At 59.5% G+C, this 14757-nt stretch carries 15 protein-coding genes and 3 pseudogenes; 9 read left to right on the top strand and 9 right to left on the bottom strand.

Features of this window, described 5'->3' with window-relative positions; all coding sequences use genetic code 11:
- Positions 1-5: 5 nt before the first annotated feature.
- From N5095_RS01620 to N5095_RS01610, 3 genes are all read right to left on the bottom strand, one after another.
- Complete coding sequence (locus N5095_RS01620) at positions 6-887, bottom strand: potassium channel family protein (protein ID WP_267620341.1); 882 nt, start codon at positions 885-887, stop codon at positions 6-8.
- Positions 888-987: 100 nt separating this feature from the next.
- Complete coding sequence (gene treF, locus N5095_RS01615; protein ID WP_267620339.1) at positions 988-2580, bottom strand: alpha,alpha-trehalase TreF; 1593 nt, start codon at positions 2578-2580, stop codon at positions 988-990.
- 705 nt (positions 2581-3285) lie between these two features.
- A complete protein-coding gene (locus N5095_RS01610; protein ID WP_267620337.1) occupies positions 3286-4026 on the bottom strand; it encodes a fumarylacetoacetate hydrolase family protein in 741 nt (246 codons plus the stop codon).
- 186 nt (positions 4027-4212) lie between these two features.
- Between N5095_RS01610 and N5095_RS22620 the strand changes: the two are divergent.
- Positions 4213-4320: pseudogene (locus N5095_RS22620) on the top strand (DUF6788 family protein); the annotation flags it as partial.
- 161 nt (positions 4321-4481) lie between these two features.
- Here the strand turns inward: N5095_RS22620 and N5095_RS01605 are convergent.
- Both N5095_RS01605 and N5095_RS01600 read right to left on the bottom strand, forming a co-directional pair.
- Positions 4482-4922, bottom strand: a complete 441-nt coding sequence (locus N5095_RS01605; RefSeq protein WP_267620335.1) for a toxin-antitoxin system TumE family protein — start codon at positions 4920-4922, stop codon at positions 4482-4484.
- A gap of 2 nt (positions 4923-4924) precedes the next feature.
- Entirely contained in the window at positions 4925-5455 is a 531-nt protein-coding gene (locus tag N5095_RS01600; protein ID WP_267620333.1) for a DUF7342 family protein, read from the bottom strand.
- Between the two features lie 31 nt (positions 5456-5486).
- On the opposite strand from N5095_RS01600, the gene N5095_RS01595 reads away from it, so the two are divergent.
- Together N5095_RS01595 and N5095_RS01590 are read left to right on the top strand one after the other, a co-directional pair.
- The gene (locus N5095_RS01595; RefSeq protein ID WP_267620331.1) at positions 5487-7388 is read left to right on the top strand and encodes a hypothetical protein; all 1902 of its coding nucleotides are present in this window, start codon (positions 5487-5489) and stop codon (positions 7386-7388) included.
- Between the two features lie 331 nt (positions 7389-7719).
- Positions 7720-8994, top strand: coding sequence for a phage NrS-1 polymerase family protein (locus N5095_RS01590; RefSeq protein WP_267620329.1), 1275 nt, complete (start codon positions 7720-7722; stop codon positions 8992-8994).
- 164 nt (positions 8995-9158) lie between these two features.
- Here N5095_RS01590 and N5095_RS01585 read toward each other — a convergent pair whose 3' ends face one another.
- From N5095_RS01585 to N5095_RS01575, 3 genes are all read right to left on the bottom strand, one after another.
- Positions 9159-9389, bottom strand: a complete 231-nt coding sequence (locus N5095_RS01585) for a hypothetical protein (protein WP_267620327.1) — start codon at positions 9387-9389, stop codon at positions 9159-9161.
- Positions 9390-9963: 574 nt separating this feature from the next.
- A complete protein-coding gene (locus N5095_RS01580; protein ID WP_267620324.1) occupies positions 9964-10392 on the bottom strand; it encodes a type II toxin-antitoxin system VapC family toxin in 429 nt (142 codons plus the stop codon).
- Positions 10389-10664, bottom strand: a complete 276-nt coding sequence (locus N5095_RS01575) for a hypothetical protein (protein WP_267620322.1) — start codon at positions 10662-10664, stop codon at positions 10389-10391. Before N5095_RS01575 ends, N5095_RS01580 begins: the two co-directional genes overlap by 4 nt.
- Before the next feature lie 209 nt (positions 10665-10873).
- Between N5095_RS01575 and N5095_RS01570 the strand changes: the two genes are divergently transcribed.
- From N5095_RS01570 to N5095_RS01550, 5 genes are all read left to right on the top strand, one after another.
- Positions 10874-11674, top strand: coding sequence for a tyrosine-type recombinase/integrase (locus tag N5095_RS01570; protein WP_267620320.1), 801 nt, complete (start codon positions 10874-10876; stop codon positions 11672-11674).
- A 467-nt stretch (positions 11675-12141) separates the two neighbouring features.
- Positions 12142-12432: a DUF8069 family protein gene (locus N5095_RS01565; protein ID WP_267620318.1), complete on the top strand. Its 291-nt coding sequence runs from the start codon at positions 12142-12144 to the stop codon at positions 12430-12432.
- Entirely contained in the window at positions 12432-12758 is a 327-nt protein-coding gene (locus tag N5095_RS01560) for a DUF7558 family protein (protein ID WP_267620316.1), read from the top strand. Before N5095_RS01565 ends, N5095_RS01560 begins: the two co-directional genes overlap by 1 nt.
- Before the next feature lie 94 nt (positions 12759-12852).
- Positions 12853-13218, top strand: a complete 366-nt coding sequence (locus tag N5095_RS01555) for a MarR family transcriptional regulator (RefSeq protein ID WP_267620314.1) — start codon at positions 12853-12855, stop codon at positions 13216-13218.
- The gene (locus tag N5095_RS01550; RefSeq protein WP_267620312.1) at positions 13215-13556 is read left to right on the top strand and encodes a type II toxin-antitoxin system PemK/MazF family toxin; all 342 of its coding nucleotides are present in this window, start codon (positions 13215-13217) and stop codon (positions 13554-13556) included. Before N5095_RS01555 ends, N5095_RS01550 begins: the two co-directional genes overlap by 4 nt.
- Before the next feature lie 632 nt (positions 13557-14188).
- Here the strand turns inward: N5095_RS01550 and N5095_RS01545 are convergent.
- Positions 14189-14326: pseudogene (locus tag N5095_RS01545) on the bottom strand (universal stress protein); the annotation flags it as partial.
- Here N5095_RS01545 and N5095_RS01540 point away from each other — a divergent pair.
- A pseudogene (locus N5095_RS01540) lies at positions 14322-14636 on the top strand (cation transporting ATPase C-terminal domain-containing protein); the annotation flags it as partial. The pseudogenes N5095_RS01545 and N5095_RS01540 overlap by 5 nt on opposite strands.
- Positions 14637-14757: the final 121 nt, after the last annotated feature.

Here is a 14757-nt window from a genome sequence, read left to right as displayed (position 1 = left end):
CCCGCTCAGTCGTCCTCCGAAGATGAACCGAGGGCCGGTCGGACGCCGCCTGCCGCCGAATGGAGCGACTTGCCACAGTGCGGACAACACGTTCGTCCGTCTTCGGTCGTCCCCTCTCGCTCGGCCGTCCGCTCCGAGAAGAACCCGGCGGCCAGTACGCTCGAGGGGAGTGCGAAGAAGGCGATGCCGCCGAACGTCGTGATGGCGCCGAGGAGACGGCCCAGAGGCGTGACCGGTATCACGTCGCCGTACCCGACAGTGGTGAGCGTCACGACGCCCCACCAGAGTGCGGCCGGGATTGACGAGAACGCGTCGGGTTGTGCGCCGCGCTCCGCGAAGTACATGAGCGTTGAGGAGACGAGGACGAGCATTCCGGCCCCGCTGAACGCGATGGCGAGGTCCTCGCGCTGAGCGAGGAGGACGCGCTTGAACCGTCTTCGGGACCGTTTGAGCTGCGGAAGCTCGAAGACGTGCGCCAACCAGAGCACGCGGACCGCTCCGGCCCCGAACACCGACGGTACCGTGGTGGGCCACAGGACCTCCCAGAGGAGCCCACCCCAGAAGAGGGTGAGGACGACGACGTCGACGACCGCGATGGGGCTCCGTACGAACCGGAGCCGACCGTCGGCGTCGCGTCTGTTCGCCGAGGCGGTCACCGACCACACGCGGAGGGCGTAGAGCAGCGTGAACAGGAGGACCGACCCGAACGAGAACGCACTAAAGAACCGGGGGGAACTCCGGTAGACCGCGGGGACGCTCTGAAGAACGAGGGCGACAACGTTCAGCGACGCGAGTAGGACGACGGCGGCGGTGAGACGCCGTCCCCAGCGGTCCTCCGTTCCCGGGTCGACCAGTTCGCTGACCCGGCGTCGTGAGGCTCTGACCATACGAAACGGTTCGTCGACAGGAAGTATATCTTCGCCGGGTCGCCACGTCGAGGCCCCAGCCGTGATGACGGATACTCTCGCGACGGCCTCCGGGACCGCGCTACTGCGACCGGCTCTCGCCGCCTCGTCCGCGCCGTCCTCCGTCGCCGACGGTCCTCGTGGCCTCGTCGTCGACACCGAGGTCGAACCGGTCGCCGAGCGCGAGGGTGACGCCGTTGGTCCAGCCGAACCCGTCCTGGAGCGGGTACTCCCCGCCGCCGCCTCGGCCGTCGCCGCGGACGTCGTACTTCTCGACGAGCTTCCCCGTCCGCCGATAGACACTCCGGACGTGGTCGACCCACCGCGTCGCGACCTCGCGGGCGAGCGCGTCGTGACCGTACCGCTCGAGGCCGACGGCTCCGAACCACTGCAGGGGCGCCCACCCGTTCGGCGCGTCCCACTGCTCGCCGCTCTCGACGAGCGTCGTCACCAGCCCGCCAGGTTCCAAGAACTTTTGTCTGATATGCGACGCCACATGCGCCGCTTGGGCGTCGCTCGCGGCGCCGAAGAAGAGAGGTGCAGCGGCGGCGAGGCTCCACGTCGACGTGTGCTCACCGGCGCGGAAGTCGTAGTCGAAGTACCAGCCGGCGTCGTCGTCCCAGCAGTGGCGGTCGAGGAGTTCCCGGCGGCGGGTCGCCGCGGCATCGAACCGGTCCGCCTTCGAGGTGTTACCGAGCGCCCGATGCCACGTCGCGAGCGACGACTCGAGCCCGTACAGCGCCGCGTTGAGGTCGACGGGGACGAGGTCGGTCGTGTGGACCGTCTCCAGCCCCTCCCCCCAGCACCACCGAGTGGAGAAGTCCCACCCGGACTCGCAGGCGGCCCGCACGTCCCGGTACAGTCGCTTCGGGTCGCGGTCGGTCGCCCGCTCCGCGAGGTCGATGTCCTCCCGGAACGACTCCTGTCGGGGGATGGCGGCGTCGTCCCAGTAGCGATTCAGCGTCCCTCCGGGGAGCGTGACCGCTCGCTGGGCCGCGGTCGTCTCCGACGCCGTCTCGACTGCGGCGTCGACCGAGGCGGCACCGTCCATCCAGAAGGCGTGTTCGCGTTCGAGCGCCGGAAGGTACTCTTCGACCGCCGAGACGCCGCGCTCGCGGGCGACGATGTCGACCAGCGCGGCGAACGTCGGCGGCTGCGAGCGCGTGGTGAAGTACTCCCGGTTTCCGTTGGGAACGAAGCCGAAGCGGTCGACACACCACGCCAGGTTGTCGGCGAAGGCCTCGACGAGGTCGAACCGGTCGCTCGCCGCCAGTCCCTCGGCGGTGAAGTAACTGTCCCAGTAGTACAGTTCGCGGAACCGCCCGCCGGGGGTAACGTAGGGATGCGGAAGCGCGAGGAGGGTTCCCCGCTCGACCTCCGGGTCGGTCGCAGTGGGGTGTTCGACGAGTGCGGGCCACAGCTTTCGGACGTGCTCTTCCATCGACCCGGCGTCGGGAACGGTCACCGACTCGTCGTCACCAGATACACGGAAGTTGTTGGAGACGAACGACTCGACGGCGGGCACCTCGTCGGTCCTGACCGACTCGAACCGTTCGCTGATGGTCTCGGGGTCCTCGGCGGGCACGCTGTCGACGAACGTCTTCGAGTCCTCGAACACGTCGTGGCGCTGGACCGCCTCGAAGAGAGCGTCCTCCAGATACGAGAGATAGGGCACGTCAACTACGAACCGGGTTCACGTTCTTAACGTCGTCGAACGGGTCTCGAAAGCGTCGTGAACGTTCCTGAGCGACCGTGCTGGTGGCGCGAAACTGTCGACACAGCGGGTTTCCGACCACCGACGTGTCGAACTTGTCGGGACTGCTCCCTCGGACCTTCGTCCGGGGAGGACGACTCGACCGTTGGCACCACAGTTCGACGTAGAAGTAATTGGAAGATCGGTCTGTCCGACCGATACTCGGAATCGGTGAATCGCCTTGGAATTCGGTGTCGAGTCAATTGACCGAGGCGAACTTCATCGAAGGGGAGGCCACCGAGAACGGGTTTCACGAGCGAAGCCATCGGCACTGTATTCGACCTAAGAGCCGCCAGCGTCCCGGTCGACGAAACAATCACCCTCGGCGTCCATCCCGAGAACGTCTATCTCCCCGGTCGTTCCGGTGATGGTCTCATCTGGTAGGTGTGTTCACTATGTGACCGGCATGCTAGAATCGATGGACGACGAGATATACATCTACCTCCGTACCGGGAGGACGAGACCTGTGCAACGATGGGTGGTGAGCGGGTCAGCAGGGTCAACTCCTGATAAGCGTCGACCCCGACACCGACATCGGCGAGGACGAACAAGTCGAGGTCGGCGGCCATCAAGCAACCCGTATGCTTAGTGGGAAACCAGCAGGCGCCGTAGAGCTGTACGAACCACTTAGTCTGTCGGAGTCTCCGTTCTGGGCTGATCTACGATAGTATTCCTGAGCGTCCCAATGCCCTCGTACGTTATTTCGATGGTGTCCCCGGGTTCTACGGTACCCGGATTCGCGGGACTCCCGAAGGAGATCACGTCCCCCGGTTGGAACGTGAACCGCTTCGAAAGATACGAGATGACTTCGGACGGCTTGAACAGCATCAAACTCGTGTTCGACTCTTGTCTGCGCTCCCCAGAGATATCGGTCCACATATCGATGTCCCGAGGGTCGGCTTCTGTCTCGATCCACGGCCCGAGTGGACCCGACCCATCGAACGCTTTTCGGGCGGTTCTGCCCTGCTGGTCTAGGGCATCGACGTCGTTCAAAATCGTGTACCCGAGCACGACGTCCGAGACCGTCTCTGGTGAAAGGTTACGGCAGCGCTCTTCGATTACTGCTGCTAACTCACCCGCATAGGTGAGCTCTTCGGTAAATTCGGGGTATGTAATCGGTTGTTCGTGACCGGTGACCGACGTGGGGGGTTTGATGAAGAAGTCGGGTTCCTCTGGTCGGTCGTACTCTCGCTGCTCTAATGTCTCCGCGAAGTTCCTCCCGACACAGTAGACCGCTGAGGGAGTACACGGAGGTAAGAGTCGTCCGTCCACACCCACCTGATAGCGTCCCTCATCTGCGTGAATGACGCCGTCTTCGAGACGCCCAGTGACCGGACCATCAGCTGTCAGCAATCGCGCGAGTTGCACGATTCTGTACTCTTCTCTATGCGGATATCAATGACGGAGAAGTCGACGCATCTTGCCGGCTTCAGCCGGTGTCCGAGAGCACGTATCTCCGTCGACCGCCGATGGGCGGACAGAGAAACTCCGGGAGAACGAGACGCGAACGTGGACTAGAAAGGCGACCCCCCTCCTGAAGGAGTTCCTACGAAGGCAACGATAACCAAGAAAACAATCAACGATAACGGGTACTGGTACTGGCAGTGGCGCGAAGGCGACTCGATCAAGAGTCAGTACAAAGGCCCTGTGAACAAGAGTTGACTAGTGCCGCTCATCTTGAACGGTTGAGTGTACTGTCGTTGGGATTCTGCGTGTTGGTTAAGAATATCTGCTTCACCCCGACAATGTTGGTTAACTAGTCACCTACATCCCAGCTTCGGGAACGGACTACATTCTCCCGAGCAGGTTCTCTTCGGACGAAGCTACGTATCGACGTTTTCCCAAACCTCACCCATCCGATCATACACCCATGGTACAACCACTTCAGCAACTACTGCCGCGAATTCTCGAGGGTAGTCCCGGTTTTCTCCATCCTCATGACGGGCTCGGGGAGGGGAGTGGTAATGGTCGCGTGTGTACTCGGTGCTTTCGTGGCGATCCCACCGACACATCCACCGCTCCCCATAGTGGTCCTCAATGTAGGTGATATGGAAGTCGCCGTTCGTGTAAGACCGAATCTCGACGTAGGCTTCCGCGATCTGTTCTTCGGGGTAGTGGTGCTCGACGAGTTCGAGGACGATTGATTCCGGCCGGTTCGGAGGGAACACCGAAACCGTCTCGATCCACGATTCCGATTCGAGTAGGGACGCGAGTTCACGAAGCTGGGCGCGGTTCGGTGACCGCTCGTGACCGCCGTAGTCCACCGTCAGACGACTCCTTCGTCGACCGTCTCGTCCGGACGCGACCGACGGAGATCACGAATCTCTGTCCGGACCGCTTCCCAGTTGTTCAAGTCGAGCCACACCTGCTCTGCGTCCCCGTGGTCACCGTAGTTCAACGGGTCGATGTCGTCCGGTTTCTCGACGCCGTACTTGTCCTGGTACGACTCGTGCTCGGAGAGGAGTTCCTTGAGCCGTTCTGTGTACTCTTCGTTGCTGAGTTCCGAGAGACGATTGAGGCGTCGCCACTCGAAGTATGACTCGTTCCGTCTGAACGTCTCTGGATTGTCCGTGACGCGGGTCAGGAGTCCGATGTCGACGAGTCGACGGAGGTGGCGACGGGCGGCGTTCTTCGAGCAGTCAGCTCGCTCAGCGACGTCGGTGACTCGTGTGGGTTCGTGGAGCTCGAGCGCGATACGGTAGACTCGTTCGTCGGCTGGCGCGTCCTGCAGTCGCTCGGCGAGTCCCTCGGAGAAATCCGAGGTGGGCGGGCTGCGTTCGCGTTTCGGTGCTCCCATCGAGCATCTATTAGAGCGTGTGCGTAATATAATGACCGGTAGTGATGCATTGGCGGAGGCTGAAGCGTTGATTCACGTGGCTGCTGCAAACACGTGTTACAAACGTTTGTTGCAAATGAATGACTCAAACGTACGAAGGAGCGATAATTATCTGCGTGATGGGATTGGGAACGTCTCAGTATCGCCCGCACAGGTACCGAGTCCGGAGTTTTGCAAATCCGGTCCGACACCGTTCAGCGTTGCCCCGCTTCCAATTCCTCCGGGTCACCCTGAGAGCGACCAGCCACTTACTGGCGACGAGGAAGTGCGCGTCGAGGCAGCAATTGAGCGCGTAAAAGAGCGGACGAACGCGGAGTTCGGAATTGCTGATTCGGTCCCGGAGCCACGTGATTCGCCTGAGGATGTGCAAGTGAGGCTCGGGACGGATAATGGAAATCTCGATCAGGCCCTCGCAAAGGTCATCCGTACGATTCAGCTTCGCAATGGAGTTCGAGAAGAGAATGGCGACGTTCCGGTAGAGGAGGTGGACGACGAGCTTCGGAGCCTATTCGCCGACGTCGATGCCGACCCGCCGAGCTACGAAGAACTCGGTGCAGTCCGAGAGCGCTCACAGTTGCTTGCTGTGGATTTGGACACCGATACTGGGGAGTTAGCCATCTCGCTCACCGAACGCGGTGAGGAGGTCGTCACGCCCGACACAGGTGACGTGCAAGCGGCAGGAGGAAGCGACCACGACGATGGTGTTTACGAAATCGAGCGAGCGTTAACCGCGGCGGGGTTCGACGCTCGTGTTCTCACACAGGATCGAAGCGAACAGCCCGACGGTCGGGCAACCCATCCAGAGTTGGATGTGGAGTTCGCTATCGAGGTCGAGACGACGACACCCGAAAACCCGGTCAAAGTGCTCACGAACCTCCGAAAGGCACAGGACGAGGAAACGATCCCGCTATTCGTCGTTCGGCCAGAGAAAACCGAGACGTTCTGGGCTGAGCGCGTCGATCGCATTCTTCGACCACCGGTCAAGGAACGTGCAGGTGAGAACGAAACGCCACACCTCTACACGTTTGACGAACCGCTCAAAGCTCGACGAGCATCAACCGGTGAACGGCTCTCGGCCGTACGGCCAGTGACCGGTCCCGATGATTCGCGGCGGACTGTCTGGCGTGTCGAAGACGATCAGATAGTACTCCTCGACGGTGATGGGACGGAGTACACCCGGGTTTCGCAAGACGAGTCAATTTCCGAGCACGCAGTTCCCGGCGTATATACCTACGATGAGACGATGGGAGAATACGTCGTCACTACTGGTGATGCCCGCCAGACCTACGACTCGAAGGCTGCGTTCGAGGCGGAGTGGGTGACGGTCAAGAAGCCATTCGTCCCAGAGGTTGAGCTACCGGTTCCTGCATTCACTCACGACACCTATCGAATTCTCATCCTCCCCGAGGGAGGCGATCCGGTAGTCTATGGGGGAGATGGAACAACACAACCACTCTCTACACTAATTACGGACTCACCACGGATAGCCGGTAAGGACTGTACTGGACAATGCGGAGAATCGATAGAAGAGAGCGAAACTAGTGAGGAGAGCGCCGATGAGATCGAGAACACAGATACTGTTGAGCCCTCGTTTAGCGATGAGACTGTACCTGATATCGAGACATTAGACGACGGTGAGTGGAACTTGGAGCGATTCGTACAGACATACGTTGAGGAGGACCCCGACGCAATCGTACCGAAAAACGACCTGTACCAAGCATACGTGATTTGCGCCGAGCATCACGATGAACCAACTGAGACAAAGGTGTGGTTCTCGCGGAACCTCCGCGGCCTCCTCGATATCGAGACGAGTCGTCGCCGCGTCGATGGAAGTCGAGTGAGGTGCTACGTTGGCGCTGATCTGACGGAAGCCGGATGGGAGTTGCTTGACTGATGTTCGGATTGTTCTTCCATTCGGCGATAGCTCGCCGAAATCGCCAGACGGAACCGCTGGTCTGGGTACCTGTCCTGGGTAAAATGAATCGAACCGGGAATCGCAAGACGGGACGGCTGTCCCGGGTAAAGCAAGTCGGCCAATCATCGCCAGACCAGCTGTCCCGAGTAAATCGCAAGACGGCAGCGGTGGTCCGGGTAAACGGAAGCCGAAAACCAACTAATATAGAGAAGGGGGTTGCCGTTGGGCGGGAGGTTGCGCTGAAGCGCGTTTCAAAAGGGGATTTTGTCAGCGAGCAGAGAGCGGTGGCTCGCAATTGGAGTTACTGAGTATGAGTGAACGAGAACACATCGACAGAGGGGTGTTGCCGACTGCGCTCGTCGAACGTGACCAGTGGGTCTGTTGGAACGAGCAAACCCGCGATGGAAAGCCGACGAAGATTCCCATCACACCCCGGACCGGTGGTTTCGCGTCATCGACTGATCGAGACACATGGACCGACTTCGAGACTGCAGTCGAGTACGCTCAAAACGACGAAGCGGATGGACTTGGCTTTGTGTTCACCGACAACGATCCGTTCGTCGGTGTCGACCTTGACGACTGCCGTGACCCTGAAACAGGACACGTAGACGACGATGCTCGAGACATCGTCAATCGACTCGACTCCTACACCGAGGTATCACCGTCAGGAACCGGCTTCCACGTCCTCGTTGAGGGCGAGTTACCCGAGGGCCGGAATCGAACGGGAAGCGTGGAAATGTACGACTCGGCGCGATTCTTCACAATGACTGGCGATCGCGTCGATGTCACGCCGCAAACGGTCGAAGCACGACAGGAGGCACTTGCGGAGGTTCATCGTGAATACGTCCGGAAGCCGTCGATGGCCAGCGGGGAACCAAAACAGGCGACGGGTACCACGAAGTCACCGACGGGAGATGTCGATCTTACTGACGAGGAACTCATCGAGAAGGCCCAGACCGCCGCCAACGGCGAGAAGTTCGACCGACTGTGGGGTGGGGACATCCATGGCTACGAGAGCCAGTCAGAAGCTGATATGGCGCTCTGTTGCCTGCTTGCGTTCTGGACTGGCGGCGACCCAACGCGTGTCGACCGTCTGTTTCGTGAGTCCGGACTGATCCGCCCGAAGTGGGACGAACAGCACTTCGCTGATGGGGCGACCTACGGTGAGCGAACCATCGAGCGCGCTATCGGGAGCACGACGGACTTCTTCGAACCTACTGAAGAAGAGAGCGACCATTCCGATACGAGAGGTCAGCCCAAGCAGCCACCCACGACAGAGGTGAATGAGTCAATTGGGACGCCACAGACGGGAGCCGACGAGCAGTTGGATAGTCGCGAGCGTGTTTATCTCAAAGAGCAGAACCAGATTTTGTCCGCGAAACTCGAACAGCAGGCGGAAACCATCGAACAACAGCAGGAACAAATCGAGTCTCTCGAAGCGGAAATCGCCGAGTTGAGAGCATCATCCGCGTCAACCGTGCAAGAGCAGACCGCCCGAGATCAGGAGGTTGCTGACGAGCCAGGATCAGCTGGTGAGTCGATCTGGGAGAAGGCGAAACGGCTAGTGGGTGGGGGTCGTTCATAGAAAGGAAGCGAACCTCGAAACGTCCTATCGATTTCCAATATTCTTCGAGAAGAAGTGCTTTGAGCCGATTCCGGGCTGCGGCCGCTTCGGTATCATTCTATTCACAGCCATCAGGTGCTCCAGCGGTAACAGCTGGCAACAGGATACAGTGGCCGGCCACCTCCTCAGAGTCGTGATGGCAACCGCAGTTCGTCTTCGACTTCGTAGAGGTAGCCCTTCAGCAGTAACTGCTCAACGTACGCTCGCGCATCGGCACGTTCGATATCCTGCTCCATGAGATAGACGACAGCACCCTCTCGCGTGGGGACCTCGTCATCTGCTGTGTCGAGGTACCGCTCGAGGTGATCGAGCGCAGCTTCCTCGCTGGAGGTGAGCGGCGTCCGCGAATTCTCCATTACAGACTGTATCGGTGTCTTCCGGTTTGACGATTGGGGTCTCACAGCTTCAGAGGATAGGGCTGATTCGAGACTTTCTTTCACCGTAGTTGTCGGTGACTCAGCTTCTAGAGACAGAGCGTAAGTCTATCGCCAGGAGACACGACGTCTCGCAGCTCTGCCAGTTTCGTCGTGCTGAACTCAGGGCGCAAGTCGGTCACTGGGTGGTCGTCATCTGTAGAGGAGAGTCGGAATCATAGATACAGAGGAATTACGTATTTGATTCAGCCGTACTCGAGTCGGATTGCTCACTTCGGTTGTTTAGATATTGCTTCAGTTCGAGTCCTATCTCCACTATTATAGCAATTAGTCCTAAAACGACGACTACGGCAAGGGCGAGTGAGGTGTCCATATGCACTATGCCGATTCGTGAGACAAATACTTTCTGCGAGACACGTGCGCTCTTCCTATCGGTCTCTTCAACTCATCCAGTGTGAACCGAAGAGCGGTAGGCGTGCTGAACTCACCCTCTACGTTCAGCACGCCACATCTGACAACTTTTGTATGGGTTGAGTAAGACACTCCCGGTGAGTCACTAGTACCCTGGTTCGATACGGTCAACGAGTCCGTCGAAATCTGTGTCGAAGCTCAACACTGCATCTATGCCACGTGACTCACACAGAGTGACTATTGACGCGTCAGTGAAACTGAGATCGTGGTCGTTGTATCGACGAAACGTTTCCAGTGACGCGCGTACATCATCTGGCTCAACGTGAATCATCTCGAAGACACGCGGAAACGGGTCTTCTCCAAGAATGCGACTGGCGACAGTATCTGCAGCCTCGAACGAACCCGTTCGAGCACGCGTAAGCGTCACAGTCTCGTCGAAAACGTAGTCATTCGTGTACGGTTGTCCGAACTCCCCGTCGAACAAGTCGTCGAATGCACTGACGGCTTGGTCGTGTCGGTCAGCATCCGTATCGTGGTGCGCAAAGAACACGCCAGTATCGACGAAGACACTCATCCGTACAGCACGTCGTCGATGTCTTCCTCGGTCGTCGTGACTCCGGACGAGACCATCCCCTCGTGGAACTTCTCGCGCTCGGATTCAGCAAGCGGAACACGCTTCTCGCGGAACGAGTCGATGAGGTCTGCCTTGGACTCGATGGCATGCTCGACGAGCCGTGCCAAGATTTCCTGCTGCGTCACTCGCTTTCCCGTCTTTAGCCGAATCTCGGCCTGTAACCGTTCGAGACGGGATTTGGTGTCGTCGTCCATCTTTACCGACGTGGCCATGCCATTTAGTAGAACATACTACTGGGTAAAGTTTGCTACTGTGCCCACTAGTGTAACCAAAGTCTGCTGAACTTACCCTCTAAGTTGGTCACGCCAATTCCAATATGAACTCAATCTGTTAGGAATTCCAGCGCTACACTCGCGGCACGACTCTAGGAGCTGACTCACGAGGAAACCTAGTTGTATGAACTCTCGTATTTGAGAATACAATGCGGTTCACATCGAGCGGGAGAGCAGACGAGAGACGACACGGTAGCTCGAAAGTCGACCCCGCGAACACTAGTGAATCTCAGGATGGGTTCTGGCGTGATCGACTGATCGGCTCGGAACAGGTTCTGAACTCGAAAGAGGATGCGTTGACCGACCGTCAGTTCCAACTGCTCCTCGAAGGAGCCCGGCGACTCGAGGAACCGTACGCCAGTCTCGCGCGGTTCGTGATCTTCGCGACCGGGCGGCTCGGGATGCGAGCCGGCGAAGTCACTCACATGACCGAACAATGGGTCGACTGGCGCGAGAAAGTCATCCGCATCCCGGCATTCGATCGGTGTCAGAAGGGCCGTACTGACGACGGACCATGCGGATACTGTCGGAGGCTCGCTCACTCCATCGCCGAACACAACGAGGAGCTATCCGTTGAACAGGCGCTTTCGACGCGGTGGTCGCCGAAAACTGCTGCGGGTGCCCGTGCAATCCCGTTCGATTTCGACATACGGGTCGAGATGGAGATCGAGCGGTTCTTCGAGGACTTGGAATCATACCCACACTGTCGCGGGAGCGTCAATCGGCGCGTGACGGACGCGGCCGAAGTGGCTGACGGACTCGACAGCGACCGGGTCTACCCGCATGCACTTCGTGCGACCGCGAGCACGTTCCACGCCTCACGCGGACTGACGGGACTCCCACTTCAGTCGTTCATGGGCTGGGAGAAGCTCGCAACCGCCGAGACGTATCTCAATGGAACTGCCGAGGCCACGCGTCGAGCGCTCCGATCAGTTCACTCCTCCCGGTAGCGATTCGGCCTTTATTTTCACGCGGAACCTACGTGAGTCAGCTCCTAGAGTTGTGCCGCAACTACAGGAATACGTGGACGGTGACGATTCCGTTATTCCCCGTTCCGTGACGACCATCTCCTAACGAGAATCCGTAAAATCCCGACGAACATGAGGGCTACCAGAATCCAAAAAACGCCGATTAGAAGTATATCTGGACCAGTCGAAGGCGAACCGAATAGGAGGTACACATCGAAGGCTCCTTTCGACTGATTATAGCTTTTCTGTCTATTCTCGCTCAACGCTTTTCGGAGACTCACGCTCTGTCTCTAGAAGCTGAGTCACCGACAACTACGGTGAAAGAAAGTCGTGAATTTGATCCATTCTCCGAAGCAGTGAGTATGCCAGGTCCTCCCCAGTAAAGAGGCATGTCTGTCGACGCCCAAGGCGCGAGGCGCGCCTGCGAGCGTGCCGGAGCGTGAATTTACATGACTGCTCCAGACGCATTCGATGATACAGCAGCCGATCACGAGCGGTTCGAAACCGAACTTCTCGCACAGGACCGGGATGCAGCCCGGGTGTCAACGGCGGACGTCGACAAGACGACGGCGCGACAACTCGTCAGTAACCTCGTCGACGACGGTATCGTGACGGCGGTCGCCGAGCAGCGAGTGTTGGTCCACGAACCGAGTGGCGAAGCGTTCGACTCGATTCGGCAACTCGCCGTGTTCCACTGCGGCTGGTCGGCTGCCCACGATACAGGGGAGGCTGACGAGTGATGCAGCAGACGCTCTCCGGCTGTGCCTTCTGTGATGCAGCACCTGGATTCACGGCAGGAACAGCGTATACGTGGGGGGAAGACGAGCGGGTCACCCACCAGATCTGTGTCGCCTGTGCCGTCCAAGCGCGGCCCGACCCCGACGAGCGTGATTACCACGTTTGCGATGGCTGTGGTCTCGTCGTCGATACGCTCACTGCACTGACGCGATTCCGTGTCGAACTCGGGCATCTCGAAGGGCCGTTGCAGCTGTGTACTCGCTGTAACCCCGGTGGCCCCGCGACGTACTGGACACGGGACCTCGAGACGCACGTCGTCGATGGATAGCCCGCTCGGCCCACCACTCCCAGTCGATCAGCGAGAACGAACTGGCTTAAAATACGTCGATACATCTAATACATACAGCGACAAAGCAATACATATGCCCATCGACATCGAGACGTTCGAATCCTCCCCCGAGGACCGCCTCCAGCACTCTGGGGAGACGAACGCCGATCGCGTGATGCGATTCCTCGCCGCCCATCCCGATCAGGCGTTCACCCAGAGCGAGATTCGGGATGCGACCGACGTGAAAGCCGGGAGCATCAGCGTCGTCCTCTCTCGACTCGAGGATCGGGGTCTCGTCCGGCACAAGGGCACCTACTGGGCGCTCGGTGAAGCCGACGATGTCGCCGCGTACGCCAGCATGCTCGAGAGTACGCGGGCGGCCAACGACCGCTTCGGCGAGGAAGACATGGACGAGTGGTTGGAGCACGCCGTCGACGACGAGGACGAGGCGACTGAATGAGCTACCAGCGCGGGGACGTCGTCTGGGGACCCGATCCGTTCAAGTCGGGTGAGAACCCGCGTCCCTGGCTGATTTTGAACAACGACAGCCATCCGTTCGGCGACGAAGAGTACATGACGGTCACGCTGACGACGACACCCCATGACGAGGGCATCTCCCTCGACGACGCCGACTGGGTTGAGGGCGGGATGCCCAGGCAGAGCTACGCCTCACCGTGGGCAGTCGCGTCGCCGAAGCACGCCGCGATTGTCCGACGGCAGGGGCGACTCAAGGAATCGTTCGTCCAAACCGTCGTCGACGAGCTTGAGACCTATCTCGAGGCACCGACCGAAGAATAACCGACCGAATCACGACCGGGCTTGACGACCCGTACGACCTCTGAGAGAGGACTGGGAATCCCGATCGCGTGTCGGCTAACAGTTTTGTTTCGGGACGACCGCCGGCTGGTTTCTGAAGACCTTGGAACGTTGACCGAGAGCGTCATCTCTGAAAGCCCTCGGCCGCTCGGCATCCCGCGACCCACGCTGCGCTCCTCGTGCCTACGGTGCTTACGGGGTCGGGGGATAACCGAGGCGGCCTCGCCCTTTCTGAGTCCACCAGGATGGTGGTTGGGTTACTGAGCGTCGGGCCCAGTTGAACGGTGTTTCTCTCCGGCCCGCCTCGCTCGCCGCTGCCGCCCTCCGCGTCGCTCGCGACCGACTATTCGTAGAGAGTTCGATGTAATCACCGAGTTGGTGACAGTTTTTCACACCCGTGTTGAATACAGATCGCAGGTCGGTCACCGGTCGGCCCTCGGTGCGGGCTACTCGAACCAACCTATCTACGCAAACCACGACGACGCCCTCGTCTGATTCGTTTCTCTGTGGGTTGTTGCGCGGGCGTGTTCACGGCGGCGAGGCCATCAGCTACTCCCTTCTCCGATAAGGGCTGCTACGCGGTGGGAAAATGATATCAATGGAACCGGATTCTGTTAGGCTTGTTTGCCTCGTACTATGAGGACCGAAACTGGTGGGCGTCGGACCACACGTTCGGCGACGCTACCCATCAGGGCGCGGTCAACACCGCTTCGACCTTTGATCCCCATCACGACCAGATCGATCCCTTGGGCGGTGATATTGGTGTTTACGGGGTTGGTCCTCCTCGAGTTGGTGGGACTGTATGTCATCCGTTGGATGCGCGAGACGCCGACGTTCTCGAATCCGTGGCTCACGGTCGCTGTCGCAGCCTCAGTCGTACTTCACCTCGCCGTTCTGTACACCCCACTCAATCAGTACTTTGGAACAGTGCCACTCGGGTTCGGAGACTGGGGTATTATCGGCGCGGTGCTCGCCGTCAGTCTCGCCGCGTATCTCGCCGTCGCTCGTACGGTTGAGCGATATCTCCCTCTCGACGGAGGCTTCGAAGAACACTCTCGCTGAACTTTCGGTGCTTGTTCACCCGAATCCGGCTTGCAGGGCACTCAGTACCGAGCCGGGGCGTCGTCCACGAAGCTGCGTCCGAACCCCATCCGACAACGGGAGTTCCGCAATCGAGCGCCTG

The sequence above is a fragment of the Halobium salinum genome, assembly GCF_026586625.1.
Lineage (GTDB): Archaea > Halobacteriota > Halobacteria > Halobacteriales > Haloferacaceae > Halobium > Halobium salinum.
Note: the sequence above shows the minus strand (reverse complement) of the source record. Positions and strands in the feature narration are given on the sequence as shown.

What these genes read in the sequence shown, in the direction of transcription:
- N5095_RS01620 (WP_267620341.1), bottom strand. Translation starts at nt 887, where the DNA reads ATGGTCAGAGCCTCACGACGCCGGGTCAGCGAACTGGTCGACCCGGGA.
- N5095_RS01600 (WP_267620333.1), bottom strand. Translation starts at nt 5,455, where the DNA reads ATGGGAGCACCGAAACGCGAACGCAGCCCGCCCACCTCGGATTTCTCC.
- N5095_RS01595 (WP_267620331.1), top strand. Translation starts at nt 5,487, where the DNA reads ATGACCGGTAGTGATGCATTGGCGGAGGCTGAAGCGTTGATTCACGTG.
- N5095_RS01590 (WP_267620329.1), top strand. Translation starts at nt 7,720, where the DNA reads ATGAGTGAACGAGAACACATCGACAGAGGGGTGTTGCCGACTGCGCTC.
- N5095_RS01585 (WP_267620327.1), bottom strand. Translation starts at nt 9,389, where the DNA reads ATGGAGAATTCGCGGACGCCGCTCACCTCCAGCGAGGAAGCTGCGCTC.
- N5095_RS01580 (WP_267620324.1), bottom strand. Translation starts at nt 10,392, where the DNA reads ATGAGTGTCTTCGTCGATACTGGCGTGTTCTTTGCGCACCACGATACG.
- N5095_RS01575 (WP_267620322.1), bottom strand. Translation starts at nt 10,664, where the DNA reads ATGGCCACGTCGGTAAAGATGGACGACGACACCAAATCCCGTCTCGAA.
- N5095_RS01570 (WP_267620320.1), top strand. Translation starts at nt 10,874, where the DNA reads ATGCGGTTCACATCGAGCGGGAGAGCAGACGAGAGACGACACGGTAGC.
- N5095_RS01565 (WP_267620318.1), top strand. Translation starts at nt 12,142, where the DNA reads ATGACTGCTCCAGACGCATTCGATGATACAGCAGCCGATCACGAGCGG.
- N5095_RS01560 (WP_267620316.1), top strand. Translation starts at nt 12,432, where the DNA reads ATGCAGCAGACGCTCTCCGGCTGTGCCTTCTGTGATGCAGCACCTGGA.
- N5095_RS01555 (WP_267620314.1), top strand. Translation starts at nt 12,853, where the DNA reads ATGCCCATCGACATCGAGACGTTCGAATCCTCCCCCGAGGACCGCCTC.
- N5095_RS01550 (WP_267620312.1), top strand. Translation starts at nt 13,215, where the DNA reads ATGAGCTACCAGCGCGGGGACGTCGTCTGGGGACCCGATCCGTTCAAG.